Origin of the sequence: Cupriavidus alkaliphilus (genome assembly GCF_014191175.1) — a bacterium.
Lineage (GTDB): Bacteria > Pseudomonadota > Gammaproteobacteria > Burkholderiales > Burkholderiaceae > Cupriavidus > Cupriavidus alkaliphilus.
In genome coordinates, this window is record NZ_JACHWE010000013.1 from 25930 (window position 1) to 51118 (window position 25189).

General features: G+C 70.2%; 26 protein-coding genes. 14 read left to right on the top strand and 12 right to left on the bottom strand.

Going from position 1 to position 25189, the window contains the following annotated elements; all coding sequences use genetic code 11:
- Positions 1-3: 3 nt before the first annotated feature.
- Entirely contained in the window at positions 4-1293 is a 1290-nt protein-coding gene (locus FHX60_RS26870; RefSeq protein ID WP_183285125.1) for a UbiH/UbiF family hydroxylase, read from the bottom strand.
- 222 nt (positions 1294-1515) lie between these two features.
- Between FHX60_RS26870 and FHX60_RS26875 the strand changes: the two genes are divergently transcribed.
- A complete protein-coding gene (locus FHX60_RS26875; RefSeq protein WP_112776764.1) occupies positions 1516-1803 on the top strand; it encodes a hypothetical protein in 288 nt (95 codons plus the stop codon).
- Positions 1804-2087: 284 nt separating this feature from the next.
- Positions 2088-3179, top strand: a complete 1092-nt coding sequence (gene ychF, locus FHX60_RS26880; protein ID WP_183285126.1) for a redox-regulated ATPase YchF — start codon at positions 2088-2090, stop codon at positions 3177-3179.
- 72 nt (positions 3180-3251) lie between these two features.
- Here ychF and FHX60_RS26885 read toward each other — a convergent pair whose 3' ends face one another.
- Genes FHX60_RS26885 through FHX60_RS26895 form a run of 3 tightly spaced genes read right to left on the bottom strand, consistent with a single transcriptional unit; the run spans position 3252 to position 5918 of the window.
- Positions 3252-3749: a GDYXXLXY domain-containing protein gene (locus FHX60_RS26885; RefSeq protein WP_183285127.1), complete on the bottom strand. Its 498-nt coding sequence runs from the start codon at positions 3747-3749 to the stop codon at positions 3252-3254.
- Positions 3750-3759: 10 nt separating this feature from the next.
- A complete protein-coding gene (locus tag FHX60_RS26890) occupies positions 3760-4875 on the bottom strand; it encodes a DUF4401 domain-containing protein (RefSeq protein WP_112776762.1) in 1116 nt (371 codons plus the stop codon).
- Complete coding sequence (locus FHX60_RS26895) at positions 4872-5918, bottom strand: DUF2157 domain-containing protein (RefSeq protein WP_183285128.1); 1047 nt, start codon at positions 5916-5918, stop codon at positions 4872-4874. The genes FHX60_RS26890 and FHX60_RS26895 overlap by 4 nt, the downstream gene beginning before the upstream one ends.
- A gap of 153 nt (positions 5919-6071) precedes the next feature.
- Between FHX60_RS26895 and FHX60_RS26900 the strand changes: the two genes are divergently transcribed.
- Complete coding sequence (locus FHX60_RS26900) at positions 6072-6839, top strand: 5'-methylthioadenosine/adenosylhomocysteine nucleosidase (RefSeq protein WP_112776760.1); 768 nt, start codon at positions 6072-6074, stop codon at positions 6837-6839.
- A gap of 72 nt (positions 6840-6911) precedes the next feature.
- Here the strand turns inward: FHX60_RS26900 and FHX60_RS26905 are convergent, their stop codons facing one another.
- Positions 6912-7157 carry a hypothetical protein gene (locus tag FHX60_RS26905; protein WP_092317996.1) on the bottom strand — a complete coding sequence of 82 codons (246 nt, stop codon included), beginning with the start codon at positions 7155-7157 and terminating at the stop codon, positions 6912-6914.
- 167 nt (positions 7158-7324) lie between these two features.
- Here FHX60_RS26905 and hemA point away from each other — a divergent pair, with 167 nt between their 5' ends.
- The 6 genes from hemA (at position 7325) to FHX60_RS26935 (ending at position 12439) form a co-directional block, all read left to right on the top strand.
- The gene (hemA, locus tag FHX60_RS26910) at positions 7325-8629 is read left to right on the top strand and encodes a glutamyl-tRNA reductase (protein ID WP_062801867.1); all 1305 of its coding nucleotides are present in this window, start codon (positions 7325-7327) and stop codon (positions 8627-8629) included.
- Between the two features lie 93 nt (positions 8630-8722).
- Positions 8723-9805 carry a peptide chain release factor 1 gene (gene prfA, locus FHX60_RS26915; RefSeq protein ID WP_092317999.1) on the top strand — a complete coding sequence of 361 codons (1083 nt, stop codon included), beginning with the start codon at positions 8723-8725 and terminating at the stop codon, positions 9803-9805.
- 191 nt (positions 9806-9996) lie between these two features.
- Positions 9997-10326: a hypothetical protein gene (locus FHX60_RS26920; RefSeq protein WP_092318002.1), complete on the top strand. Its 330-nt coding sequence runs from the start codon at positions 9997-9999 to the stop codon at positions 10324-10326.
- Positions 10327-10480: 154 nt separating this feature from the next.
- Positions 10481-11374, top strand: coding sequence for a peptide chain release factor N(5)-glutamine methyltransferase (gene prmC / locus FHX60_RS26925; RefSeq protein WP_112776758.1), 894 nt, complete (start codon positions 10481-10483; stop codon positions 11372-11374).
- A 121-nt stretch (positions 11375-11495) separates the two neighbouring features.
- Complete coding sequence (gene grxD / locus FHX60_RS26930) at positions 11496-11807, top strand: Grx4 family monothiol glutaredoxin (RefSeq protein WP_012354019.1); 312 nt, start codon at positions 11496-11498, stop codon at positions 11805-11807.
- Between the two features lie 8 nt (positions 11808-11815).
- Positions 11816-12439, top strand: a complete 624-nt coding sequence (locus FHX60_RS26935) for a UbiX family flavin prenyltransferase (RefSeq protein WP_183285129.1) — start codon at positions 11816-11818, stop codon at positions 12437-12439.
- 28 nt (positions 12440-12467) lie between these two features.
- On the opposite strand, the gene FHX60_RS26940 is transcribed toward FHX60_RS26935, so the two are convergent.
- From FHX60_RS26940 to FHX60_RS26950, 3 genes are all read right to left on the bottom strand, one after another.
- A complete protein-coding gene (locus tag FHX60_RS26940) occupies positions 12468-12662 on the bottom strand; it encodes a hypothetical protein (protein ID WP_112776756.1) in 195 nt (64 codons plus the stop codon).
- 143 nt (positions 12663-12805) lie between these two features.
- Positions 12806-14323: an L-piperidine-6-carboxylate dehydrogenase gene (gene amaB, locus FHX60_RS26945; RefSeq protein WP_183285130.1), complete on the bottom strand. Its 1518-nt coding sequence runs from the start codon at positions 14321-14323 to the stop codon at positions 12806-12808.
- Positions 14320-15501, bottom strand: coding sequence for a saccharopine dehydrogenase family protein (locus tag FHX60_RS26950; RefSeq protein ID WP_183285131.1), 1182 nt, complete (start codon positions 15499-15501; stop codon positions 14320-14322). The genes amaB and FHX60_RS26950 overlap by 4 nt, the downstream gene beginning before the upstream one ends.
- Before the next feature lie 129 nt (positions 15502-15630).
- Here FHX60_RS26950 and FHX60_RS26955 point away from each other — a divergent pair, with 129 nt between their 5' ends.
- Together FHX60_RS26955 and dapB are read left to right on the top strand one after the other, a co-directional pair.
- A complete protein-coding gene (locus FHX60_RS26955; RefSeq protein WP_183285132.1) occupies positions 15631-16080 on the top strand; it encodes an Lrp/AsnC family transcriptional regulator in 450 nt (149 codons plus the stop codon).
- Between the two features lie 45 nt (positions 16081-16125).
- Positions 16126-16935, top strand: coding sequence for a 4-hydroxy-tetrahydrodipicolinate reductase (dapB, locus tag FHX60_RS26960; RefSeq protein ID WP_092318020.1), 810 nt, complete (start codon positions 16126-16128; stop codon positions 16933-16935).
- Positions 16936-16980: 45 nt separating this feature from the next.
- Here dapB and FHX60_RS26965 read toward each other — a convergent pair whose 3' ends face one another.
- From FHX60_RS26965 to FHX60_RS26980, 4 genes are all read right to left on the bottom strand, one after another.
- The gene (locus tag FHX60_RS26965) at positions 16981-17712 is read right to left on the bottom strand and encodes a hypothetical protein (protein WP_183285133.1); all 732 of its coding nucleotides are present in this window, start codon (positions 17710-17712) and stop codon (positions 16981-16983) included.
- A 178-nt stretch (positions 17713-17890) separates the two neighbouring features.
- Positions 17891-19390, bottom strand: a complete 1500-nt coding sequence (locus tag FHX60_RS26970) for a chloride channel protein (RefSeq protein WP_183285134.1) — start codon at positions 19388-19390, stop codon at positions 17891-17893.
- Between the two features lie 99 nt (positions 19391-19489).
- A complete protein-coding gene (locus tag FHX60_RS26975) occupies positions 19490-20506 on the bottom strand; it encodes a Bug family tripartite tricarboxylate transporter substrate binding protein (RefSeq protein WP_183285135.1) in 1017 nt (338 codons plus the stop codon).
- Positions 20507-20561: 55 nt separating this feature from the next.
- The gene (locus FHX60_RS26980) at positions 20562-22055 is read right to left on the bottom strand and encodes an acyl-CoA synthetase (protein WP_183285136.1); all 1494 of its coding nucleotides are present in this window, start codon (positions 22053-22055) and stop codon (positions 20562-20564) included.
- Between the two features lie 122 nt (positions 22056-22177).
- Here FHX60_RS26980 and FHX60_RS26985 point away from each other — a divergent pair, with 122 nt between their 5' ends.
- The 3 genes from FHX60_RS26985 (at position 22178) to FHX60_RS26995 (ending at position 25104) form a co-directional block, all read left to right on the top strand.
- Complete coding sequence (locus FHX60_RS26985; protein WP_112776748.1) at positions 22178-23092, top strand: LysR family transcriptional regulator; 915 nt, start codon at positions 22178-22180, stop codon at positions 23090-23092.
- Between the two features lie 133 nt (positions 23093-23225).
- Positions 23226-23753: a winged helix-turn-helix transcriptional regulator gene (locus tag FHX60_RS26990; protein ID WP_112776747.1), complete on the top strand. Its 528-nt coding sequence runs from the start codon at positions 23226-23228 to the stop codon at positions 23751-23753.
- The gene (locus tag FHX60_RS26995; protein ID WP_112776746.1) at positions 23746-25104 is read left to right on the top strand and encodes an MATE family efflux transporter; all 1359 of its coding nucleotides are present in this window, start codon (positions 23746-23748) and stop codon (positions 25102-25104) included. Before FHX60_RS26990 ends, FHX60_RS26995 begins: the two co-directional genes overlap by 8 nt.
- The last annotated feature ends 85 nt before the right edge of the window (positions 25105-25189 follow it).

The following is a 25189-nucleotide window of genomic DNA, read 5'->3' on the forward strand; positions in this document are numbered from 1 at the left end:
GACCTAGCCAAGCGCGCGCCCGATCAGCATGCGCTTGAGCAGGGACTGGCCGCCGACCGCGCGCATGCCGGTATTGCGCACCACCCGCGCCACGCTGCCGGGCAGCGAGAACAGCCGGTGCAGCCCGTCGGTGGCGGCGGTCAGCGACAACAGGTCGGTGGCGCGCGCGCGCTCGTAGCGGCGCAGCAGGCGCAGGTCGCCCTCGCTGCGGAAAGGTTCTTTGTCGGCCATCACGCGGCCAAGTTCCGCGACGTCGCGCAAGCCCAGGTTCATGCCCTGGCCGGCCAGCGGATGCACCACGTGGGCGGCGTCGCCCACCAGCGCCACGTGCGGCTGCACGAACTGGTCGGCACGCTGCAGCACCAGCGGGAAGCCCTGCGCGGGGGTCACGCAGCGCAGCGCGCCGAACTGCGCGCCGACCGCGCCGCTGGCGCCCTGCATCACGGTGGCGGCGAGCGCCTCGGGCGACAGTGCCAGCAGCTCGCGCGCGTGGGCCTCGTCGGCGGACCACACCATCGACACATGGTTGCCCGGCAGCGGCAGCAGCGCCAGCACTTCGCCGTTGGCGGGTTCCTCGTCGGCCATGAGCTTTTCCGGCGCGCCCAGGAACCACTGCCAGGCGGTTTCATGGTGCGGCCGCTCGCAGGCAAAGTTGGCCACCACGCCAAGCTGGCGGTACTTGCGCGTGCTGACGCCGATATGGCATTGCTGGCGCAGCCACGAGCGCGCGCCGTCGGCGCCGATCGCCAGCGCGGTGCGCACCTTGCTGCCGTTGTCCAGCGTCAGGGTAATGCCGTCGGGGTCGCGTTCGCACACGCCGGCGCTGCCGTCGTGCCACGTCACCTGGTGCTGGAAGCCGAGCGCGGTGTCGAGCGCGCGCTCGACCAGGCGCGACTCGATGATCCACGCCAGCTGTGGCACCGCCGCGGCATACGCCGAGAAATGCAGGTCGCCGTCGAAGCTGGGCGAGGTCTCGGCGGCGCTGACGTCGCCGAATACCCGCATGTCGCGCACCGGCTGGATCCGTGCCGGATCCAGCGCCTCCCACACGCGCATGCGCTCGAGCAGCGCCTGCGAACTGGCGGAGAAGGCGTAGATGCGGCTGTCCCAGTCGTCCGGCCCGGCGCTGGCCGCGGCGCGCGCCGGCTTCGGCGCGATCAGCGCGACGTCCATGCCCTGCTGGGCCAGCAGCAGCGCGCAAGACTTGCCGACGATGCCGCCACCGACGACGGCAACCTGGAAAGCGGAGGATTTGCGCGCGGCGGGTCGCGCGGACGCGTGGGTTCGGGTCATGGCTGGATTATAGCCACGTCACTCCGGGGCCCGTCCGCGCCAGGCGGCGCCTGGGGCAGCCCTGACAAGTGTCCGGCGCTTCGGCCGATCCTTATAGCCGCACGTCATAAGCCTTAGAACAAAACAATAGGGTTGGCGCTTGCGCCCTCGGCCGCGCCCGGGCTTATATTGAAGCGAATATTTCTGACCCGGGGAACTCACCACCTGAAGGGAGGTGGAACAATGCTCAAACAATCACTATTGATTGCCGTCGTTACCGCAGGGGCCATGGGCACGGCATTCGGGGGTACCGGACTTCGCGATGTCTATACGGATGGCGCGAAAGGTTCGAAGTTCGATGTCTACACCGATGGCGCGAAGGGTTCGAAGTTCGATGTCTACACCGATGGCGCGAAGGTATCGAAGTTTGATGTCTACACCGACGGCGCCCGCACCAGCGGAACCCGCGACACGTTCACGGACGGCGCGAAAACCTCGGATATGCGGGACCAGTTCACCGACGGCGCCTGATCGCGACCATCACGATCCGGCACCAGACCACGATGCACGGCCAGGCTGACACCCTGGCCGATTTCTTTGCCAGGGCGTCGCTTCTGCCCTGACACCGCTCCGCCCCCCCAAAAGGTTACAATCGCGGTTTTCCGTGGCAACGCGTGCAACTTCGCCGAGCCAGCGCGATGTGATGTCTTTGTCGCGTCCCGATGCAGTTCCGGCGGTAGCGCGCGATGCGCGGCCGCCACGGCTCTGCCGGCACCGGTGGCATCACGCAACCCATTGATTCCGAAGACCACACCATGAGCCTCCAATGCGGCATCGTCGGCCTGCCCAACGTCGGCAAGTCCACGCTGTTCAATGCCCTGACCAAGGCCGGCATCGCCGCCGAAAACTATCCGTTCTGCACCATCGAGCCCAATGTCGGCGTGGTGGAAGTGCCGGATCCGAGGCTCGCGAAGCTGGCCGACATCGTCAAGCCGGAGCGCATCCTGCCGGCCACGGTCGAGTTCGTCGATATCGCCGGGCTGGTGGCGGGCGCCTCCAAGGGTGAAGGCCTGGGCAACCAGTTCCTGGCCAATATCCGCGAATGCGACGCCATCACCCACGTGGTGCGCTGCTTCGAGGACGACAACGTGATCCACGTGGCCGGCCGCGTGGACCCGCTGTCGGATATGGAAGTCATCAACACCGAACTGGCCCTGGCCGACCTGGCCACCGTCGAGAAGGCGCTGGCGCGCTACGTCAAGCCGGCCCGCGCCGGCGACAAGGAAGCCCAGCGCCTGGTCGCGGTGCTGGAAAAGGCCCAGTCCGTGCTCGACCAGGCCAAGGCCGTGCGCACGCTGGACCTGGCGCCGGAAGAGTGGGATGCAATCCGCCCGTTCTGCCTGATCACCGCCAAGCCGACCATGTACGTGGCCAACGTGCGTGAAGACGGCTTCGACAACAACCCGCATCTGGACGCGGTGCGCGAATACGCCAAGCAGACCGATTCCCCCGTGGTCGCCGTCTGCGCCGCCATCGAAGCCGAGATCGCCGACCTCGACGACGCCGACAAGGCCGAGTTCCTGGCAGACCTGGGCATGGACGAGCCGGGCCTGGACCGCGTGATCCGCGCCGGCTTCAAGCTGCTGGGCCTGCAGACCTACTTCACCGCCGGGGTCAAGGAAGTGCGCGCCTGGACCATCCACGTGGGCGACACCGCCCCCAAGGCCGCCGGCGTGATCCACACCGACTTCGAACGCGGCTTCATCCGCGCGCAGACCATCGCCTATGACGACTTCATCGCCTTCAAGGGCGAGACCGGCGCCAAGGAAGCCGGCAAGATGCGCGCCGAAGGCAAGGAATACGTGGTGAAGGACGGGGATGTGATGAACTTCCTGTTCAACGTCTGATTCCCGCCAGACCGCATCAAAAAAAGCCCGCCGATGCGGGCTTTTTCACAGGTGCGGCGTCCCGCGCCCGCCTCACAGCTTCTCCATTCCCTTGCCGCGCAAGCCCACCAGCAGCGCCTGGCCGTCCGCCCCCACGCGGAATTCGCCGTATTCGGCCTCGGCGAAGCGCTTGCCCTGCCCCTCCTGGAAGAAATACGCATCGGTCGACACCTGCACCTGCATCCCGCCCCAGCGCGAGCGCGCGGTCTGGTAGCGCAGCAGTTGCTCGCCCGCCGCCAGCGGCTCGGCGTCGTGCACGCGCACGAAGCTGGCAATGCCCTGCGGGTCGCGCCGGATCACGGCGACCCCGTCGCGCGGAAGCCGTCGGTCTTGCGCCCGCGCGGCGCGGATCTGGTTGCCGATGTCGAAGTTCAGCGCCATGTAGTCGCCCTGCATCAGCGAGCGCGGATCGACCGGCGCGAGTTTGAGGAAGACGGTATCGCCGCGCGCCAGCAGGCGCTCCTTGCCGGCGATGCCGACGGCGGCCAGCGCCAGCGTCAGCGCCCAGGCGATCAGGATCCAGCGTTTCATGCGGCCTCCTTCATGCGGCCTCCATCTGTGCGCGGCGCAGCAGCCAGTGGCGGCCGGCCAGCAGCAGCACGCCGGCCGCGGCGAGCGTGGCCGACTTGGCCACCAGGGTCCAGTGCAGCGCCGAGTAGTACCAGATAAAACCGATGGCGATGCTGGTAACGCCCAGGCCCAGCCACGGCATCGAGGCCCGGCGCAGCGCCAGCCCCAGCGCGAGCGCGCCGGCCACCACCGCGGGCGCGGCCGCCATCAGCGCGCCGAACGCCACCAGCCCGCCCAGCACGCCGCCTTGCATCGCCGGCCCGAGCGCCAGGCGGCGGCATTCGGCCAGCGCGAAGCCGGCCAGCATCAGCGTGGTCAACCCCCCCGCGGCCCAGTGCGCCAGCGGGATGCGCGCCGCTTGCGGGCCCTCCAGCCAGGCCAGCGGATGGCTCATGCCGGTGACCACCAGCGCCGCCGCCAGCGTGAACAGCAGGGTCGCGTCGGCCAGCGGTTCCAGCAGCGCATGGCGGCCGTCCGCGCACAGGCGTGCCTCGGCCAGCGTGAAGCCGGCCGCCAAGGCGGCGCCGAGCGGCACCAGCCAGCCCAGCGACCACGTCAGCATCAGCCAGTCCTCCGGCTTGCCGCCGGCGATGGCGAGATGCACCGCGCCGGCCAGGCCGATCCACGCGCCCAGCCCGCACAGCAGCCGGTGCAGCCGGTTGGGCACCAGCCAGGCCAACGCGGCCTCGGACAGCGCCAGCGCGGCCCAGAAGCCGACGCTCTCGGCCACGCGCGTGAAGCCGAACGCCTCGGTCAGGCCGAACACGGCCATGCCCTGCCCGCTCAGGCTGACCGCCAGCGCGAACTGCCCCGCGGCGATGCCGCCGCCGCGCCAGTACAGCAGCGCCGCCAGCGCGATCATGGCCAGCCCGGTGACGGCCATCGCCACGCCGTTCTCGCGCGCGGCAACGAAGACCGTGCCGACCAGGAAGAACTGGAAGAACAAGGCGCCGAGCCAGCCCGCCGCACCCATCAGGCAGCGCACCGCCCACGGCGTATGGGGATGCGCGGGCGGCTCGCCCTGTACCTCGCCGCGTGCGGCGAGTTGTTGCCAGAGCCGTTGCTCGGTCTGCAGTACGTTGCTCATGCCTGCTCCAGCTGGCTGCGCCAGGCCCGCATCAGCCAGGCGGCCGCGGCGGCGGCCAGGCCGATGGTCAGAAGGCCGAGCAACAGGAACGCGCCGAAATCGTCCTTGCCCTCGAACAGCACCTTGGCGATCGCGGCCACGGCCAGCACGATGCCGGTCAGGCAGGCCAGGCTCAGCACCACGATGTCGAAGGCATGCCAGCGGAACCACCAGACCAGCGCGGCCAGCGCCAGCACCGCCAGCGCGAAGGCGGCGCCGTCGAAGTCGCTGCGCAGCAGGCTGGCCAGCCCGAGCGAGCCGGCATGCAGGCACGCCAGCGCGGCCAGCATGCGGCCGCCGGTGAGCCCGCGGAAGCCGAGCGCCGGCGCCCTCGCGCACAGCAGCTGCCACAGCACCAGCTGCAGCGCCACCGCGCCCAGCAACGCCAGCGTGGCGGTGCGCACGTGGCGAGAATCGAACAGCAGCGAGAACACGCCGTCAACACCGAAGCGCAGGCTGAAGTACCGCAGCAGCGCCAGGTTGCCGACCACGATCACCAGCCACCAGTGCGGCGCCGCGCGCGCCGCCAGCGCCCACGGCAGCGCCAGCAGCGCCCACAGCGCGAACAGCTGCCAGGGATCGGCGCCGGTCTGGTAGGTCTGGCCGATCACCGCCAGCAGCACGCCCGCCACCACCTGCGCGCCGCCGAGCGCGGCCCGTCCGGCGGCATCGCCCGCCGGTCGCAGCCAGGCAAAGCCGGCCAGCAGCGTGATCGCCCCGGCGAGCAGGCCGAACCGGGCAAACTTGTGCAGGTCCTGCCAGTTGAAGGCAAAGAACACGATCACGCCGGCGCACAGCAGCGCGGTGCCAAGCGCCATCAGCGCAGTGTCGAGCCAGCGGCGCCAGTCCGCGGCGACCGGTTCGGTGCGCGCCCACCGGGCGGCGACCGCCGCTGGCCCCAGGCGGCCAAGCGCGCGCCAGTGGGCCAGTGCCTGGCGGATGGCGCGCCGCTCGCCGACGGCTTCGCGGTCCGGGCCATTTGCTCCGATGCGGGTTGCTTGCATGCTCGCCCTTGCGTGCTGGAATGACGGCGACTTTAGCAAAGTGATACGTGGGCCGCACCTGTTGCGTGGGAGGGGGCGTGCGGTCGCGCGCCATCTAGGCCCTGCCTGCGCGGGCCGGTATGCTGTGGCCCTTGTCCCGTTTACCCACGCCCCATGACCCTCGGAATCCTTGCCGCCATCCACGATGAAGTCGACGGGCTCGTCGCCGCCATGCGCCATGACGACAGCCGCGCCACGGTGCGCACCATCGGCATGCGCGACTACTACGCCGGCCATTTGTACGGGCAGCCGTGCGTGCTGGTGCTGGCGCGCATGGGCAAGGTGGCGGCGTCGGCGACCACGGTCACGCTGATCCGGGAGCTGGGGGCCACGCAGATCGTCTTTACCGGACTGGCCGGCGGCATCGGCGCGGGCACGCAGGTGGGCGACATCGTCATCGCCGACCGCACCCTGCAGCATGACCTGGACGCGCGCCCGTTCTTCGGCCGCCATGAAGTGCCGCTGCTGGAGCGCGCCGAATTCCCGGCCGATCCGGCGCTGACGGCCGAGCTGCATGCGGCCGCGGCAGACTTCCTGCGCCATGACCTGGCCGTCGACGTGCCGCTCGCGGTGCGCGAGAAGTTTGGCGTCGCGGCGCCCGCCCTGCACCACGGCATGATCGCCAGCGGCGACCAGTTCATCGGCTCGCCCGCCGCGGTGGCAGAACTGCGCGAGCGGCTGCCCGGCTTGCTGGCAGTGGAGATGGAAGGCGCCGCGGTGGCACAGGTCTGCCATGAATATGGCGTGCCTTACGCGGTGATGCGGACCATCTCCGACCGCGCCGACGACACCGCGCATGTGGATTTTTCGGCATTCCTGACCGACGTGGCCAGCCACTATTCCAGCGGCGTACTGCGCCGTCTGCTGGCGGCGCGCGCCTGACGCCAGCCTTCGCGGCCGTCTGACCAGGATCAAGCCGCGTGCAGATTCCTGACCGGAAAGTCGCTTCAGTCGTTACCGTCCGCGCGGCCGCACCGTGCCCCAGAACCCGACCAGCAGCGCCGACCCGGCGATCACCGCCAGCCAGCTGCCGAGCTGGCCGTCGACAAACCAGTGCAGCGCGCGGCCGGTGTAGAAGGCCGCCGCCGCACCCGCCGCGCCCAGCACCAGCGCGGCCGGCAGGGTCACCACGCGCCCTGCCGGATGCAGCCGGCGTGCCGCCAGTCCGACCAGCAAACCCACGATCAAGGTGCCCAGCATCCGCTTCTCCTGTGTTGTCCGCATCACAGCCGCAAGCGGCCGCGGCGTAACGATACTGCAATCCGACGGCCCTGCCACCCACCGCGGCGGACTGACTGCAATGATCGGTCCCGGCGGTATAATGACATCCGGTCCGGCCGCGCTCCGGACCGTACCAGTCCCCAACAATGCAACTGCTCGCGATCGGCATCAATCACACTACGGCACCCGTCTCGCTGCGCGAGCGGGTGGCGTTTCCGCTCGAGCAGATCAAGCCGGCGCTGGGCGCGCTGCGCTCCCACCTGTCGGGGCGCAGCGGCACCGAAGCCGCCATCCTGTCCACCTGCAACCGCACCGAGATCTACTGCGCCACCGACGTGCTGACGCCGGGCACGGACGGATTCGAGCACACCCTGCGCTGGCTGTCGCAGCATCACAACGTGCCGGCCACGGAGCTGGCGCCGCACCTGTACGCGCTGCCGCAGTCCGAAGCCGTGCGGCACGCCTTCCGCGTGGCCAGCGGGCTCGATTCGATGGTGCTGGGCGAGACCCAGATCCTGGGCCAGCTCAAGGACGCGGTGCGCACCGCCGGCGAAGCCGGCTCGCTCGGCACGTACCTGAACCAGCTGTTCCAGCGGACCTTCGCGGTGGCCAAGGAAGTGCGCGGCCAGACCGAGATCGGCGCACATTCGGTGTCGATGGCCGCGGCCGCGGTGCGGCTGGCGCAGCGGATCTTCGAAAGCGTCTCGACCCAGCGCGTGCTGTTTATCGGCGCGGGCGAAATGATCGAACTGTGCGCCACCCACTTTGCCGCGCAGCAGCCGCGCCAGATCGTGGTCGCCAACCGCACCGTCGAGCGCGGCGAGAAGCTGGCCGAGCAGCTCAGCGGCCAGGGCCTGACCGCCAACGCGATCCGCCTGTCGGACCTGGGCGAGCGCCTGCATGAGTTCGACATCGTGGTGTCGTGCACCGCCAGCTCGCTGCCGATCATCGGCCTGGGCGCGGTGGAGCGCGCGGTCAAGCGGCGCAAGCACCGTCCCATCATGATGGTCGACCTGGCCGTGCCGCGCGACGTCGAGCCCGAAGTCTCGCGCCTGGACGACGTCTTCCTCTATACCGTCGATGACCTCGGTGCGGTCGTGCGCGAGGGCAACGCCCTGCGCCAGGCCGCGGTGGCGCAGGCCGAAGCCATCATCGAAAGCCGCGTGCAGAACTTCATGCACTGGCTGGAAACCCGCAGCGTGGTGCCGGTCATACGCGAACTGCAGAGCAGCGGCGAAGCCATCCGCCAGGCCGAGCTGGAGCGCGCGCGCCGCATGCTGGCGCGCGGCGACGATCCGCAGGCCGTGCTCGAGGCGCTCTCCGGCGCGCTCACGCGCAAGTTCCTGCACGGCCCCACGCACGCGCTCAACCACACCCAGGGCGAGGACCGCGAGGCGCTGCTGCGCCTGGTGCCGGGCCTGTTCCGCCACAGCAGCCATTCCGAGCGCTAGCCGCGCTTGCCTTGCCGGCGCCCCGCGCCGTCACGCCCTCGCCGCCCGTCCTTGTGGGCGCGGCCCGGCCCACCCGATTCCCTGTCCGCCCCGATGAAAGCCAGCATGCTTGCCAAGCTCGACCAACTGGCCGAGCGACTCGACGAAGTCAACGCCCTGCTCGCGCGCGAAGACGCGACCGCCAATATCGACCAGTACCGCAAGCTCAGCCGCGAGCATGCCGAGCTGTCGCCTGTGGCCGAGCAATACGGCCAGTACCGCCAGGCCCAGGACGACCTCGCCACCGCGCAGGCGCTGCTCGACGATCCGGAGATGAAGGACTTCGCCGCCGACGAGATCGCCGCCGCGCGCGACCGGCTGGAAGCGCTGCAGGCCAGCCTGCAGCGCCTGCTGCTGCCCAGGGACCCCAACGACGACCGCAACCTGCTGCTGGAAATCCGCGCCGGCACGGGCGGCGAGGAAAGCGCGCTGTTCGCCGCCGATCTGCTGCGGATGTACACGCGTTATGCCGAGCGGCAGCGCTGGCAGGTCGAGGTGATGAGCGAATCGGAATCGGACCTGGGAGGCTACAAGGAAGTCATCATCCGGATCGCCGGCGATGCCGCGTTTTCGCGGCTGAAGTTCGAATCCGGCGGCCACCGCGTGCAGCGCGTGCCGGCCACCGAGGCGCAGGGCCGCATCCATACCTCTGCCTGCACGGTTGCCGTGATGCCCGAGGCCGACGAGGTTGGCGAGGTCGAAATCAACCCGGCCGACCTGCGCATCGACACCTTCCGCGCCTCCGGCGCCGGCGGCCAGCACGTCAACAAGACCGATTCCGCGGTGCGCCTGACCCACCTGCCCACCGGCATCGTGGTCGAGTGCCAGGACGACCGCAGCCAGCACCGCAACAAGGACAAGGCGATGAAGGTGCTCGCCGCCCGCATCAAGGACATGCAGGCGCGCGCGGCGCAGGCGCGCGAGGCCAGTACCCGGCGCAACCTGATCGGCTCGGGCGACCGCAGCGACCGCATCCGCACCTATAACTTCCCGCAGGGCCGCGTGACCGACCATCGCATCAACCTCACGCTGTACAAGATCGACATGATCATGGACGGCGACATGGACGAGCTACTGTCGGCGCTGTCCGCCGAGCACCAGGCGGACCAGCTGGCGGCGCTGGGCGAAGACGCCTGAGCGCCACTTGGCACCTCATAGCCGAAGCTTCGGCGATGAACACCGCGTAAAGTCGCCGATATCTTTGTATTTGTTGTAAATGCTTGAAACAGCACTGGCAGGGGTAGGGTCGCTGTCTATAATCGACTTCGACCGGCAAACGGAGAATGGTGCCGGGTAGTCACTCCCGAGAACATATCTAGGACGAAATCATGAAAAAACTGCTCGCGCTGTTGATGATCACCGCGGCCATGGCCGCTTGCAGCAAGAAGGAAGAAGCGCCGCCCGCCGCCTCGAACGCCGAGAGCGCGATGCAGAGCGCCGCGGAATCCGCCAAGGCCGCCGCAAGCGATGCCGCCGCTGCCGCCAGCAACGCCGCAGATGCCGCCAAGGCTGCCGCCAGCGACGCCGCCTCGAACGCTTCCGCCGCCGCCGAGAAGGCCAAGGAAGACGCCGGCAACGCCATGGAGAACGCCAAGCAGGCCGCCAAGGATGCCGTCAACGCCGGCGCCGACAAGGCCAAGGACGCGGTCAATAAGTAATCGCCCGGCGGGGTCATTGCGCCCGCCGCCGCCGATGAGCGGTACACTGGCACCAAGCCGGAAGTTTCACCAGAGCACCGCCCCAAAGCCCCGCCAGGTCCCGCACCGGTGGGGTTTTTTATAGCCGGCACCAGAACCGTCTTTTACCCACGCGATGTCCACCCCCGACTCCACCGCGCTGCCGGCAACACCCACGCTGCGCGAGGCGCAGACCCTCGCCGCCATGGCCGGGCTGCCTGCGCTGGAAGCGCGCATGCTGCTGACCCACGTCACCGGCCTGAGCCGCACGCAGCTGATCACGCGCGACACCGACGTGCTTACCATCGCCCAGCGCGACGCGTTTGCCACGCTGCTGGCGCGGCGCCTGGCGGGCGAGCCGATGGCCTACCTGATCGGCGAGCGTGAATTCTTCGGCCGCAAGTTCCGCGTCACGCCGGACGTACTGATCCCGCGCCCCGATACCGAGGTGGCTGCGGAAGCCGCGCTGGCGCGGCTGGCCACGGTGCCGCAGCCCAACGTGCTTGACCTCGGCACGGGCTCCGGCATCCTCGCCGTGACGCTGGCGCGCGAGCGGCGCGACGCGCAGGTCTGGGCCACCGACATCTCGCCCGGCGCGCTGATGGTGGCGCAGGACAACGCCCGCGCGCTGGGCGCCGAGCGCATCGCGTTCCTGGTATCGGACTGGTACGCGGCGCTGCCGCCGGAGCTGCGCTTCCACCTGATCGTCAGCAACCCGCCCTATATCGCCGCGGGCGACCCGCACCTGGCCGAAGGCGACCTGCGCTTCGAGCCGATCGACGCGCTGACCGACCACGACGACGGCCTCTCCGACCTGCGCACCATCGTCGGCGGCGCCGGCGCGCGATTGCTGCCCGGCGGCTGGCTGCTGATGGAACACGGCTATGACCAGGCCGCGGCCACGCGCCAGCTGCTGCAAGCCAGCGGCTTCGACGAGGTCTTCACCGCGCGTGACCTGGCCGGGCTGGAGCGCTGCACCGGCGGACGCTGGCCGGGCGCGCAGCCCGCCGGTACCGCCGCGGCACCCTGAAGCGCCGCGGCGATTCCGGTAAAATTGCCGTCAGATTCCCGCCGTGCGGCCCGGCCGCGCGGTATTCCATTCTCCCCAGGCGGCGCCCGCGACACGGCCTCGCCCCACTGAAAAGCAAACCATGAGCGACGTGCAGCAACAGATCGACCAGATCGTCAAGGGCAACCCCGTAGTCCTGTTCATGAAGGGCACCGCGCAATTCCCGATGTGCGGCTTCTCGGGCCGCGCCATCCAGATCCTGAAGGCCTGCGGCGTCGACGCGCCGACCACGGTCAACGTGCTGGACGACGAAGGCATCCGCCAGGGCATCAAGGAATACGCCAACTGGCCGACCATTCCCCAGCTCTACGTGAACGGCGAGTTCATCGGCGGCTCGGACATCATGATGGAGATGTACCAGAACGGCGAACTGCAAACCCTGCTGAAGGGCTGAGTCTCGCCATGTCCGGGGCTGGCGGCACACCGCAACGGCTGATCGTCGCCATCACCGGCGCCACCGGGGCCATCTACGGCGTGCGCCTGCTGCAGGTGCTGCGCGCGGCGCCCGCGGTGGAAACCCACCTGCTGATTTCGCCGGCCGGCGTGATGAACCTGCAGCACGAGTTGGACATCGGCCGCGCCGAGGTCGAAGCGCTGGCCAGCGTCGTGCACAACGTGCGCGACATCGGCGCCACCATCGCCAGCGGCTCGTTCCGCGCGCACGCCATGGTGGTGGCGCCGTGCTCGATGCGCACGCTGGCGGCGATCGCGCATGGTTTCTCGGACAACCTGATCACGCGCGCCGCCGACGTCACGCTGAAAGAGCGCCGCAAGCTGGTGCTGATGGTGCGGGAAACGCCGCTGAACCTTGCGCACCTGCGCAACATGACTGCGGTGACGGAAATGGGCGGGATCGTGTTCCCGCCGGTGCCGGGCTTCTACCAGAAGCCGCAGAGCATTGCCGAACTGGTCGACCATACGGTCGGGCGCGTGCTGGACCTGGTGGACCTGCCCCAGATCGGTCAAGCCCTGGCGCCAAGCTGGGGCGGGCTGAACGCCCGTGCCGGCGACACGGCCGGGAACTGAGCCGCGCCGCCGCACTTACCGGGAACGATTACCAGCGGCGATAACCGCGGCCATAGTAGCCGTAGCCGCCGTAGTAGTACGGACGCGGCGCCACCACCACCGGGGCGGGCGCAACGTACACCGGCGCCGGACCGACCGCCGGGCCGGCGGGCGTGGGATAGACGGCGCAGCCGCCCAGCAGGGTCACCGATGCCGCACCGGCAGCCAGTCCAATCGTCAGCATTCTCATCATTTCATCCTTGGGGTCGCAACGGGCATGTGCCTGCCTTGCTGACGTTATACGGGCGGAACGCGTAATACGGCGTCAAAGCCGTGTAACGCTTGTTACCGTTCCCTACGCGCCCTGCCGCCCAACCCAGAATGCCGTCAGATCTCGAAGCGGATGCCCTGCGCCAGCGGCAGCGAATCGCCGTAGTTGATGGTGTTGGTGGCGCGGCGCATATAGCCCTTCCACGCATCGGAGCCTGACTCGCGGCCGCCCCCCGTCGCCTTCTCGCCGCCGAAGGCGCCGCCGATTTCCGCGCCGCTGGTGCCGATATTCACATTGGCGATGCCGCAGTCGCTGCCCGCCGACGACAGGAAGCGTTCGGCCTCGCGCATCGATTCGGTGAAGATGCACGACGATAGCCCGTGCGCGGCGGCATTGTTCAGGGCAATGGCCTCGTCCAGCGTGGTGTAAGGCATCAGGTACAGGATCGGGGCGAAGGTTTCGGTCAGCATGGTGTCGTGCTGCGCGTCGGTCATCACCAGCGCGGGCCGCACGTAGTGCGCATGCGGATAGCGGTCGGCCAGCAGCCGCTCGCCGCCGGTGACGATATTGCCCTGCGCGCGGCACGCCGCCAGCGCGTTGGCCATGGCGTCGCCGGCGGCGGTGTCGATCAGCGGGCCGACCAGCGTGCCGTCTTGCAGCGGATCGCCGACCGGCAGCCGGTCGAACACGGTGATCAGCCGGCTCGCCATGGTGTCCATCAGGTCGGCATGGATAAAGCAGCGGCGCAGCGTGGTGCAGCGCTGCCCCGCGGTGCCGGCCGCGGCAAAGGTGATGGCCCGCACCGCCAGTTCGATATCCGCCGAAGGGGCGACGATGGCGGCGTTGTTGCCGCCCAGCTCCAGGATGCAGCGCTTGAAGTGCCCGGCGCAGGCGATGCCGACCTCGCGGCCCATGCGGGTCGAGCCGGTGGCGCTGACCAGCCGCACCGCAGGGTGCGCGACCAGGTGGGTACCCAGGGTGCGCCCGCCCGGCAGCACCGCCGAGATGCCACTGTGCTGCGGCGCCGCCGCGGCCAGCACGCGCTCCAGCAGGCCGTGCGCGGCCAGCGCGCACAGCGACACCTTCTCCGACGGCTTCCAGATCACGCCGTTGCCGCATACCAGCGCCAGCGCCGCATTCCATGCCCACACCGCCACCGGGAAGTTGAACGCCGAAATCACGCCGCACAGGCCATACGGGTGCCAGGTCTCGCGCATCGCGTGCTGCGGGCGCTCGGAGGCGATGGTCAGCCCGTGCAGCTGGCGCGACAGGCCGACCGCGAAGTCGCAGATGTCGATCATCTCCTGCACCTCGCCCAGCCCTTCCTGCAGGATCTTGCCGGATTCGAGCGACACCAGCCGCCCCAGCGCCGCCTTGTGTTCGCGCAGCACCTCGCCGAAGCGCCGCACGATCTCGCCGCGCGCCGGCGCCGGCAGCAGCGCCCAGGTGCTCTGCGCCGCGTGCGCGCGCGCGATCAGCGCGTCGGCCTGCGCCGGCGCGCAGGGCGGCACGTGGCCGATGGCCTCGCCGTCGACCGGCGAGCGCACCGTCACGGCGCCGGCCGGCGTGCCCTCGCGCCAAGGCCGTGGCAGGCCCAGCGAATCCCAGCAGGCAGCAAATTCTTGTGCTTTCATACGAGGCTCTCCTGGAGCGGATGCTGCGTGTAATGGCGACCGAAGCGGTTGGCCAGGAAGGCCTCCAGCGGCATCGACTCCTGCCGTACGAAGCCGGCCTGCGGCAGTGCGCCGGTGGCCACCATGTCCAGCGCGGTGCAGATGCCGGCGGCAGTGGTCAGCTGGATCGCATTGACATGCCCGCCCGCGCCGTCGACCCCGCCGATGCGGGCCGAGAACGAAGCCTGCGTCAGCGGCCCGCGCCCGCGTTCGCCGCCGGCCGGATAACCGGTGGCGGTGGCGAACACGATCACCACGTCCTGCTCGGTCACCGGGATGGCGCGATCGAAGATATCGCGCAGCCAGTCGCGGCGTTCGCGCAGGCGCAGGTCGTTGAGCAGCAGCTTCATCAGCGCGCAGTGGCCGGGATAGCGGATCGACTTGTAATCGACATGGCGCGCCCGGCCGGCCAGCGTCTCGGGCAGCGTGCCCAGCCCGCCCGATGTATTAAAGGCTTCGTACTCGATGCCGTCCAGCGCAAAGCTCTCCAGCCCCTCTAGCGCCGTCAGTTCCACGCGACGGCCGTCGACGATGGCCTCGCACGGGTTGCAGTACTCGTTGATCAGTCCCTCGGTGCTCCAGGTGAGGTTGTACTTGAGCGCATTGCTGGGGTAGCGCGGCAGCGCCCCCACCCGCATCTGCAGGTCCAGCAGTTCGCCGCCGCCGCGCAGGAAGCGCTGCGCGAGGTCGTACCCGACCACGCCGATAAAGCCCGGCGCCAGCCCGCATTGCGGCATCAGCACCGAGCGCGCGCCCTGCGCCAGCTGGCGGATGGCCTGGGTTGCGGCGACGTCCTCGGTCAGATCGAAGTAATGCACGCCCAGGCGCGCCGCCACCGAAGCCACGCTGATCGCGGCATGGAACGGCAGCGCGTTGAGCACGGCGTCGGCGCCGGCCAGCAGCGCGGCACAGGTGCCCGGCTCGGTGGGATCGCCGGCGCGCGCCAGCACGCCGCGCGGCAGGCCATCGAGGCGGCGTGCGTCATGGTCGACCACGCTGACGCGGTAGTCGCCGCTGTCGTGCAGCATGGCCGCAATGGTGCGGCCGATCTTGCCGGCGCCGAGCACCGTCACGTGCAGCGGGCGGGCCGCCCTGGGCAGGTCGCGCGGGGCCTGCCGGCCAAGGTTCGAGGCTTGCATGGTGTCTCCGTCCACAAGAAAAAGAGGATTCCGTTGACTGGAGTATGGATAGCCCGGCCGGCACAATGAAGGCACAAGAACGACGAAAAACCGCCATAATCGAACGAAACGACGAGGTATCCCGACGCAATGACCGAACTCGACACCACCGACCGCCACCTGCTGTCGCTGCTGCAGGCCAACGCGCGCGAAAGCGCCGCCAACCTGGCCCGGCAGCTGGGAATCGCACGCACCACCGTGGTCGCGCGCATCGCGCGGCTGGAGCGCAGCGGCGTGATCGCGGGCTACGGCGTGCGGCTGGGCCAGCGCATGGAAGACAACGCCATCCTCGCCTATTGCGGCCTGTCGGTGCAGCCCAAGTCCGCGCCCGCGATCCTGCGCGCGCTGCAGCGGTTGCCCGAGATCGAAGAGGTCAATTCCGTCAGCGGCCCGGTCGACTACCTGGTGGCGATCCGCTGCGACACGCATGACCGGCTCGACCGGCTGCTCGACGAGATCGGCATGCTCGACGGCGTCAACCACACCACCACCTCGATCGTGCTGGCGCGCAAGCTCGACCGCCGGCGCGCCGCCGGCTGACGCGGTATGCTGCCAGACCCATCAGCCTTTGCGGAGCAACAGAACATGAACAATCCGATCCGTGTCGCCGTGGGCGGCGTGACCGGCTGGGCCGGCGGCGAACTGGCGCGCGGCGTGGCCCATGCGGCCGACATGACCCTGGTGGCCGGCCTGTCGCGCGGCGCCGCCGGCCAGACCCTGGCGCAGCTGACCGGCCATGCCGGTACCCCGGGCGTGGCCGCCGCCAGCATCGAAGTGCTGGGCGAGACGCCGTACGACGTCTACGTCGAATACACCAGGCCCGGGATCGCCAAGCACAACATCCTGCAGGCGCTGGCGCATGGTGCGCACGTGGTGGTCGGCACCTCCGGGCTGACCGACGACGACTATGCCGAGATCGACGCGGCCGCGCGCCAGGCCGAGCGCGGCGTGCTCGCCTGCGGCAATTTCGCCATCACGGTGGTGCTGCTGCAGAAGTTTGCCGAGATGGCGGCGCGCCACCTGGAACACTGGGAGATCATCGACTACGCCAAGGCCGGCAAGATCGACGTGCCCTCCGGCACGGTGCGCGAGCTGGCGTACCGGCTCGGCCAGGTCAAGGCCGCCGCGCAGGCGGTGCCGCTCGACCAGGTCAACGGCCCCAGGGAAACCCGCGGCGCCACCATGTCCGGCACGCAGGTGCATGCGGTGCGGCTGCCCGGCTACCAGCTGGGCGTGGAAGTGATCTTCGGCGCCGACGGCCAGCGCCTGCACCTGAAGCACGAGGCCGGCGACGGCTCCAAGCCCTATGTTGCCGGCGCACTGCTGGCGATCCGCAAGGTCCACACCGTGCGCGGCGTGGTGCGGGGGCTGGACAAGGTAATGGAAGGACTGTGAGGCAGCCGGCGGCGCACGCGTGCGGTGCGCCGCGGGCCTGTGCCGTTACCAGCTGCCGGGCTTTTCCGGCTTGCCCGGCGTCTTCGGCGCGGGCTTGGCCGCGGCGGCCTTGCCGCCCTTGGCCGCCGGTGCCGGGGGCGGATTGAGCTGCTTGTCGACCTCGGCATCCTTGTCCGCCATCAGCGCGCGCGCCTGCGGCAGCAGCATCTCGATGGTGCCGGTGTTGGGATCTTCCGGCATCGCATACAGCTCCACCGTCAGCGGCCGGTGGATCCAGCCGGCATGCAGCGTCTTGACGGTCTTGCCGGCCTTGTCGGGCATGTCCTCCTGCTCCTGGCGGAAGGGCTTGCCGTACAGCGCGCTGATGCTGTCGGCCGCGGCCTGCTGCGAATTGGCGCCGGCGGTCGGCACCACCAGGCCGACCAGCGCATTGCGATCGACAAAGGCCACCACATAGGGGCCATCCATGAACGCCGGGCGCTGCGCACGCGGCACGCCGACCTGGCGCATCAGGCCATCGCCCTTCAGTTCGACGCAAAAGCCGGTGACATCGCGGCCGTCGGGCGAGCGCTTGTCGGCGCAGTCGGGCAGCGCCGGCAGCGGGTTGCCGATTTCCAGCATGGCCAGCAGCGGCGCCAGCGCGCTGTTTTCCGCCTGGGCCGAGGGCCTGGCGGCCGGTGCGGAGGCTGGGGTGGCGGCAGGGGCGGCGGGGGCGGCATTGGCGCCGGCGGCGCCCAGCAGGCCGGCAAGCGCCAGCCCGGCAACGGGGAATTTCAAGACGGACTCCTGATGAAAGGCTCCGGATTGGAGCCCGCCCCAGCCGGGTTGTTCCTGCGCGGCGCGAGATCGTGCCGAGCGCTTCACTTGCGGCCGCGCTCGGCAGGGGTGACAAGGGGGCGTGCGCTAGCTTACCCGATGGCGCCGGCGGCGCCGCCACTTGCGCGCCGCGCCGGCATTACCCTGCCGGCGCCTTGCGCGTCAGCGCCAGGGCCTCGCGCCGGAAGGTGTGGCCGACCTGGTGGTAGAACGGGTGCGGCGAGAACTGCCGCGAGATGAACGATGCCAGCAGCGACGCCGCCAGCAGGAACACCGTCAGGTCCTGCGTGCGCGTCATTTCCATCACGATCACGCTGGCGGTGATCGGCGCCTGCGTGGCCGCGGCCAGGAACGCGGCCATCGACACCAGCGCCAGTACGCGCGGCTCGGCCATGCCGCTGACAAAGTGCGCGACGTTTTCGCCGATGCCCGCGCCGATCGCCAGCGCGGGCGTGAAGATCCCGCCGGGGATGCCGGCGAAGTACGACACCACCGTCGCCACCAGCTTGGCCAGGCCGAACCACAGCGTGGCATGCGATTCGCCATTGATCAGCGCCGCGGCTTGCTCATAGCCGGTGCCGAAGGTCGCGCCCGCGGTGGCCCAGCCGATGATCGCCACCACCAGGCCGCAGCCGAACGCCGTCCACACCGGATGCCGCCCCGGCCAGTCGCGCCACGCGGCCGGCAGCAGCGCCGGCACGCCGCCCTTGAGCGCCTTGGCGAACACGCCGCCCAGCACGCCGGTGACCACCGCGCACAGCAGCACCGGGCCCCAGGCCTCATGCAGGCCCAGCATCGGCACCTTGACCACGAAATACGGGTTGTTGCCCAGCGCCGCCAGCGACAGGAAACCCGCGGTCAGCACGCCCGACAGCACCAGGCGGTCCCAGCGCACCGCCGTGCCGCGGCCCAGCTCCTCGATGGCGAACACCACCCCGGCCAGCGGCGTGTTGAACGCCGCCGCCAGTCCGCCGGCCGCGCCGGCGGCGATCAGCGCATTGGGATGGAGGCCGATGCGAAAGCGCAGCTTCTCCTGGCACCAGCGCCCCCAGGCCAGCATCGCCGCCGCACCCACCTGCACCGACGGGCCCTCGCGCCCGACCGAGGCGCCCGCCAGCAGCGCGGCGGCGGTCAGCACCACCTTCCACATCGACTGGCGCAACGACACCAGCAGCGTCTGTGCCGGGCCCGACGGCGGCAAGGTCACCGCCGCGATCACCTGCGGAATGCCGCTGCCGCGCGCCTGCGGCGCCAGCCGGATGGTCAGCCAGCGCAGCGCGGCCAGCCCGAACGGCAGCATCACGAAAGCCAGCCATGGCGTGGCCTGGGTCAGCTGGTGGTTCCAGCGCAGCGCCACTTCGGCGATCCACGCGAACACCAGCGAGAACAGCCCGACGCAACCCGCGCCGAACATGAACGCGGCATAGCGCAGCGTGGTGCGCGAGATGCGCCCGGCCTGGCGCGACTTGCGCCACGCCGCCACGCGCGCCCGGCGGCTGATCTGGTTCAGCAGGCGGGGATCGGGCGGCGGCGCGCCGGCGTCGGACGCCTGCGGGTCACGTCCGGTGCCCGGGTTGGCGCCCGGGTTATCGGCAGCCGAACCAGGAGGCGTGGGATCGTTGGGCTCGCGATCGGTCATGACGGGGGCGTGGCGCGTGGATGGCGTCGACTATACCCCCATCGTCGCTGCGATGACCGGCGCGCGGCCGGTGATCGGCGGATGAATGCCGGCCGCCCCTCAGTCCAGCGAGATGTTGTTCGCCTTGATCACCTTGCCCCAGTGCGCGCGGTCGGCCTCGAGATAGCGGTCGATCTCGGCCTGCGTGCGCGGCGGTTGCACCAGCAGCCCCAGGGCGCTGAAGGTGGCGCGGAACTGCGGATCCTTCAGCACGTGGTCGGCGGCGGCCTGCAGCCTGGCCACCGCTTCGGGCGGCGTCTGCGCGGGCACGGCCAGGCCGAACCAGGTGGCGGCCTGGAAGTTGGGATAGCCGCTCTCGGCCACGGTCGGCACGTCGGGCAGCACATCCAGGCGGCGGCGCCCGGTGACCGCCAGCGCCTTGAGCTTGCCCGCCTTGATATGCGGCAGCGAGGTGCTGACCACATCCACCATCAGCTGCACGTCGTTGGCCAGCAGCGCCGCCAGCGCCGGGGCGCTGCCGTTGTAGGGCACGTGCGTGACGCCGATGCCCAGTTCGGTCTTGAGCATCTCGGTGGCCAGCTGCAGCGCGTTGCCCAGCCCCACCGAGGCATAGTTGAGCTTGCCGCCCTCGGCCTTGGCGTAGGCCGCGAACTCGCGGATATTGCCGGCCGGCACCCGGGTGTTGGTGACCACCACCAGCGGCGCCTCGGCGCCGATGCTGAAGATGCGGAAATCCTTGGGCGGATCGTACTGGATCTTCTTGTACAGCATCGGGTTGAGCACCATGCTGCCGTTGGTCGCCAGCACCATGGTGTAGCCGTCGGCCGGCGCGCGCGCCACGCTGGTGGTGCCGATCATGGTGGCTGCGCCGGGGCGGTTTTCCACCACCACGGTCTGGCCGAGCTGGCGCGACATGCCGTCGGCCAGCGCGCGGCCGAACTGGTCGGTCGAGCCGCCCGGCGTGTACGGCACCACCAGCTTGAGCGGGCGGTCGGGATAGGCCGCCTGCGCGGCCCCGCCCCAGAGCGCCAGCGCGCATCCCGCGCCGGCCGCGATCGCGGCGAGCCAGGCGCGCCTTGGCTTGAGACCGGTTGTCCTGGTCGGTTTGTTCTGCATCGCGTCTCCTCCTGTCGTTATCGGCTTGTGCTTGGTGCAAATCCCACCGGTGCGCTCAGACGCGGCGCTGGCGGCCTTCCCAGTATCGGTCGCGCAGCCGGCGCTTGGCCAGCTTGCCGGTTTCATCGCGCGGCAGTTGCGCCTCGACCACGATGCTGCGCGGCACCTTGAATCCGGACAGCCGCTCGCGCAGCCAGTCGATCACCTCGGCCTCGCGGATCTCGGCGCCCGGCATCGGCTGCACCATGGCCAGCAGGCGCTCGCCGTATTCCGTGTCGGGAATGCCGAACACCACGCAGTCGGCCACGCCGGGATAGCGCACCAGTTCGTGCTCGATCTCCGCCGGGTAGATGTTGACGCCGCCGGAAATCACCATGTCCGAGGCGCGGTCGCAGATGAACAGGTAGCCGTCGGCATCGACATAGCCCATGTCCCCCAGCGTCACCAGCCCGTCGCGGTCGATGGCGGCGCGCGCGGCCTCATTGTTGCGGTAGCTGAAGTCGGGGTAAGCGGGCTGGCGCACATAGACCAGGCCGATTTCGCCCGGCGCGCACTCGCGGCCGTGTTCGTCGAGAATGCGCAGCTGCGCGTCGTCGACCGGCCTGCCGGCGGTGCCCGGGCGCGCGGCGGCGTCGGCCGGCGTGGCCACGGTGATCATGCCGGCTTCGCTGGAGGCATAGGTTTCATGGATCACCGGGCCCAGCCACTCCAGCATCGCGCGCTTGACCTCGGGCGCGCACGGAGACCCGGTGGAGGCGACGAAGCGGATCGAAGACAGGTCGTACCTGGCGCGCACCTCGGCCGGCAGCTTGAGCAGGCGCACGTACATGATCGGCACCAGGTAGAGCACGTCGATGCGGTGCTTCTCCACCAGCGCCAGCACCTGCTCGGCGTCGAAGCGCGGCGTCAGCACCAGGCGCTCGGCCATCTGCAGCGCGTTCTGGATAAACGAGCCCGGCGCGCTGTGGTACAGCGGCGCCGACATCAGCGCGCGGCAGCCCGGCTCCAGCCCGTAGGTCTGCCGCACCACCGAACGCATGCGCGCAAGCTGTTGCTCGAGCCCGTCCAGCGGCAGCGCCTGGCGCACCACGCCCTTGGGGCGGCCGGTGGTGCCCGAGGTGTACGCCATATGGCCGCGCGGCGCCACGCGCGGGCCGTCATAGGCGGGCTGCTGCGCGAGCCACGCCTCATATTCAGTCGCGCCTGCGGCGGGACCGCCCACCGACAGCACCGGCACGCCGGCCGGGACCGCGTCGCGCACCGCGGGCAGCAGGTCGTCCTGGGCCAGCAGCACCTTGGCACCGCTGTCGCTCAGCAGGAAGCGCACTTCCTCGGCGGTGAAGTGCCAGTTGATGGGGCAGTAGTAGCAGCCGGCGATGCGGCAGGCATGGACCACGTCGGCATACACCGGGTCGTTGCGCAGCAGTACCGCGATCACGTCGCCCTCCTGCACGCCGAGCGCGCGCAGGCCGCCGCCCAGGCGGGCGCCGCGCGCCAGCAAGTCCTCGCCGCTGCGGTGCAGGTCTTGATACCAAAGGTCCGTGGCCATCCGCTGTCTCCTTGCCGGGTTCTGTCAGCCGACCACTGTATCGGCGTAGCCCCGTATCGACAATCAGGCCGGGCGGAATCACAATGTTGCGCCAGACGTGACAATGCTGCAGGCAATCCCCGATGGACCTTAACTTGATCCAGGCCTTCGTCGACATCGTCGATGCCGGCAACCTCGCCGAAGCCGGGCGCCGGCGCGGCGTTACGCGCTCGCAGGTCAGCCGCCAGCTGCGCGAGCTGGAACACCAGGCGGGCGCGCAGTTGCTGCGCCGGACCACGCGCCGCCTGGAGCTGACCGAACCCGGCCATGCGCTGTACCAGCACGGCGTGCGCATGCTGCTGGAAGTCGCCTCGGCGCAGGCCGAGATCGACAGCCTGGGCAAGACCCTGCGCGGCCATGTGCGCGTCAGCGTGCCCACCGGGCTGGGCGACGCCTATATCGCGCCGATGCTGCTGCAGTTCGCGCACAAGCATCCCGGCATCACGCTGCGCGTGTTCTTTGCCAACCGCGTCAACGACCTGATCGCGGCCGAGATCGACGTGGCGCTGAAGGTCACCTCGGCGCCGCCGCTGGACCACGTAGCGCGTGAAATCTGCGATATCCGCTGGCAACTGTATGCATCCCCGCAATATCTCGCGCGGATTGCGCCGGTGCAGGTGCCGCCGGACCTCGCCGGCTGCAGCCTCCTGTGCCCGCCCTACCCGCCCCGGCAGTTCCCGCTGTCGCTGTACCGCGACGGCCAGCGCGTGGACGTGGCGCTGACGCCCGCGCTGCAGTCCGAACACTTCCTGTTCCTGGCGCGCGCCGTGCGCGAAGGCCATGGCATCGGCATGCTGCCGGTCTATATCGGCTGGGAAGAAGTGCGCGCCGGCCACCTGGTGCCGGTGCTGCCGGACTGGCGTCCGGAGGGGCTGGGCAACAAGCTGTTCATCATCACCACGCCCAACCTGCATCCGTCGATGGCGACGCGCGCGCTGATCGGCTTCCTGCGCGAGGAACTGGAGAAGCTCGAGGTATTTCGCGACGCGGTGAAGTAGCCGGCACCGCTGACCGGTGAACGCACGCTTTTGCCGGGACATGGAAGCGGCCCGCCTGCGAACTTTCGATTTGCAAGCTATGCTGCAGCCAGCTTGCAAACTGAAAGCAAGCAGCACATAACGGCGGAGACCCATGCCCCCTACCGATTTCACCGCGATGCCCTGCCCCGTGGCCCGCTCGATGGCCGTGCTGGGCGAACGCTGGGCCATCCTCGTGTTGCGCGAGGCCTTCTACGGCAGCACCCGCTTCGACGAGTTCGAACGCAACCTGGGCATCGCCCCCAACATCCTGAGCGCGCGCCTGAAGACGCTGGTGGCGCACGGGCTGCTGGCGCGCGTCGCGCCCGAGGGCGGCGCCCGCCATGTCTACCAGCTGACCGACAAGGGCCGCGACTTCTTTCCGGCCTATGTGGCGCTCAAGGCCTGGGCCGACCGCTGGATGACCGACGAAAAGGGGCCGCTGACGCTGCTGCAGGACCGCCGTACCGGCACGGAAATCGCCGAGCCCGCGCTGACGCGCGCCGACGGCAGCGCGATCACGCTGGACGATGTGCGCGTGCTGCCGGGCCCGGGTGCCGGCCGCTTCCTGCGCCGCCGCTTCGGCGACGCCGAAGCCGCGGCGGTAGGACCGGAGAGCAGGCCGGAGCGCGGCCATGACTGACACGCGCGCCTTGCCCGCGGGCAGCCTGCCGGCCGACGCGGTGCCGGCCACCGAAATCGCCCGCCGCATCGGCAAGCTGGCCGGGCCCACCGCGCTGATCGCGCTGCTGCAGGCGGCCGCCCAGCTGATCGAAACCTGGCTGGCCGCGCGCCAGGGCACGGCGGCGCTGGCCGGCTGGGCCGTGGTGCTGCCGTTTGCGCTGCTGCTGCAGCAGATGTCGACCGGCGCCATGGGCGGCGGCGTGGTCGCGGCCATCGCGCGCGCGCTGGGCGCCAACAAGCGTGACGATGCCTCGGCGCTGGTGATGCATGCGCTGTGGATCGCCGTGATCGCCGGGCTGGCGTTTGCCGTGGCGCTGGCCGGGTTCCCGCGCGCGGTGCTGGGCGCGGTGGCGGGCGCCACCGCCGCCGAAGCGGCCGCCACCTATGCGATCTGGCTGTTCGGCGCCGGCGCGATCCCGGCCTGGCTGGCCAACACGCTGGCATCGGTGCTGCGCGGCGGCGGCCGCCATGCGCTGGCGGCGCGCGTGCTGGCGCTGATGTGGATCGCGTTCCCGGTGCTGTCGTGGCTGCTGGCCGAGCCCGCCGGCATGGGCCTGGCCGGCATCGGCGCGGCGCTGGCGGCGGTGTCGTGGGCCGCGGCGCTGGCGATGGCGATCGTGGTCGCGCGCGGCGGCGCGGGTTTCGTGCCGGTGCTGCGGGTGCGGCTGTCGTGGCCTCTGTTCGCGCGCATCCTGTCGGTGGGGCTGGTGGCGTGCGCGCTGGCCTCGGTCGCCAACCTGACCACCATCCTGGTCACCGCGCAGCTGCGCCACCATGGCACCGCCGCGGTGGCGGCCTACGGCATCTCGGCGCGGCTGGAATTCCTGATGATCCCGCTGGCCTTCGGGGTGGGCTCGGCGCTGACGGCGCTGGTCGGCCGCGCCGTGGGCGCCGGCGACTGGCATACGGCGCGGCGCACGGCATGGGTGGGCGCACTGCTGGCGCTGGGCATCGCCGGCAGCGCGGGCGCCGCCGTCGGCCTGGCGCCGGTGCGCTTTGCCAGCCTGTTCACCCATGACCCGGAAGTGATCGCCATCGCCGCGCGCGCGTTGTCATGGGTGGGGCCGGCATTCGGCGGCTTCGGGCTCGGCATGGCGCTGTACTTCGCCTCGATGGGCGCGGGCCGCATGCGCTGGCCGGTGGCGGCCGGCCTGTGCCGGATCGCGCTGGCCGCGGGCGGCGGCTGGGTGCTGGCCAATACGTTCGGCATGGGGCTGGACGGGCATTTCCTGGGCGTGGCGCTGGGGATCACGGCGTATGGCGTGGTCACGGCGCTGGGGGTCAGGCAGGGGGAGTGGTCGGCGCGGTGAAGTTGGCAGCGCCGGCTCGGACTCACCGCGCCGGTTTGCTCCCCTCTCCCGCCTGCGGGAGAGGGGGGCCGGGGGCGAGGGCAGG

Coding starts and splice junctions, on each gene's coding strand:
- prmC (WP_112776758.1), top strand. CDS start 10,481: ATGTCCACCCCCGACTCCACCGCGCTGCCGGCAACACCCACGCTGCGC.
- ychF (WP_183285126.1), top strand. CDS start 2,088: ATGAGCCTCCAATGCGGCATCGTCGGCCTGCCCAACGTCGGCAAGTCC.
- FHX60_RS26985 (WP_112776748.1), top strand. CDS start 22,178: ATGGACCTTAACTTGATCCAGGCCTTCGTCGACATCGTCGATGCCGGC.
- FHX60_RS26980 (WP_183285136.1), bottom strand. CDS start 22,055: ATGGCCACGGACCTTTGGTATCAAGACCTGCACCGCAGCGGCGAGGAC.
- FHX60_RS26975 (WP_183285135.1), bottom strand. CDS start 20,506: ATGCAGAACAAACCGACCAGGACAACCGGTCTCAAGCCAAGGCGCGCC.
- grxD (WP_012354019.1), top strand. CDS start 11,496: ATGAGCGACGTGCAGCAACAGATCGACCAGATCGTCAAGGGCAACCCC.
- FHX60_RS26875 (WP_112776764.1), top strand. CDS start 1,516: ATGCTCAAACAATCACTATTGATTGCCGTCGTTACCGCAGGGGCCATG.
- FHX60_RS26990 (WP_112776747.1), top strand. CDS start 23,226: ATGCCCCCTACCGATTTCACCGCGATGCCCTGCCCCGTGGCCCGCTCG.
- FHX60_RS26905 (WP_092317996.1), bottom strand. CDS start 7,157: ATGCTGGGCACCTTGATCGTGGGTTTGCTGGTCGGACTGGCGGCACGC.
- FHX60_RS26935 (WP_183285129.1), top strand. CDS start 11,816: ATGTCCGGGGCTGGCGGCACACCGCAACGGCTGATCGTCGCCATCACC.
- FHX60_RS26970 (WP_183285134.1), bottom strand. CDS start 19,390: ATGACCGATCGCGAGCCCAACGATCCCACGCCTCCTGGTTCGGCTGCC.
- FHX60_RS26890 (WP_112776762.1), bottom strand. CDS start 4,875: ATGAGCAACGTACTGCAGACCGAGCAACGGCTCTGGCAACAACTCGCC.
- FHX60_RS26870 (WP_183285125.1), bottom strand. CDS start 1,293: ATGACCCGAACCCACGCGTCCGCGCGACCCGCCGCGCGCAAATCCTCC.
- FHX60_RS26885 (WP_183285127.1), bottom strand. CDS start 3,749: ATGAAACGCTGGATCCTGATCGCCTGGGCGCTGACGCTGGCGCTGGCC.
- FHX60_RS26940 (WP_112776756.1), bottom strand. CDS start 12,662: ATGCTGACGATTGGACTGGCTGCCGGTGCGGCATCGGTGACCCTGCTG.
- dapB (WP_092318020.1), top strand. CDS start 16,126: ATGAACAATCCGATCCGTGTCGCCGTGGGCGGCGTGACCGGCTGGGCC.
- FHX60_RS26950 (WP_183285131.1), bottom strand. CDS start 15,501: ATGCAAGCCTCGAACCTTGGCCGGCAGGCCCCGCGCGACCTGCCCAGG.
- amaB (WP_183285130.1), bottom strand. CDS start 14,323: ATGAAAGCACAAGAATTTGCTGCCTGCTGGGATTCGCTGGGCCTGCCA.
- FHX60_RS26920 (WP_092318002.1), top strand. CDS start 9,997: ATGAAAAAACTGCTCGCGCTGTTGATGATCACCGCGGCCATGGCCGCT.
- FHX60_RS26955 (WP_183285132.1), top strand. CDS start 15,631: ATGACCGAACTCGACACCACCGACCGCCACCTGCTGTCGCTGCTGCAG.
- FHX60_RS26900 (WP_112776760.1), top strand. CDS start 6,072: ATGACCCTCGGAATCCTTGCCGCCATCCACGATGAAGTCGACGGGCTC.
- hemA (WP_062801867.1), top strand. CDS start 7,325: ATGCAACTGCTCGCGATCGGCATCAATCACACTACGGCACCCGTCTCG.
- prfA (WP_092317999.1), top strand. CDS start 8,723: ATGAAAGCCAGCATGCTTGCCAAGCTCGACCAACTGGCCGAGCGACTC.
- FHX60_RS26895 (WP_183285128.1), bottom strand. CDS start 5,918: ATGCAAGCAACCCGCATCGGAGCAAATGGCCCGGACCGCGAAGCCGTC.
- FHX60_RS26995 (WP_112776746.1), top strand. CDS start 23,746: ATGACTGACACGCGCGCCTTGCCCGCGGGCAGCCTGCCGGCCGACGCG.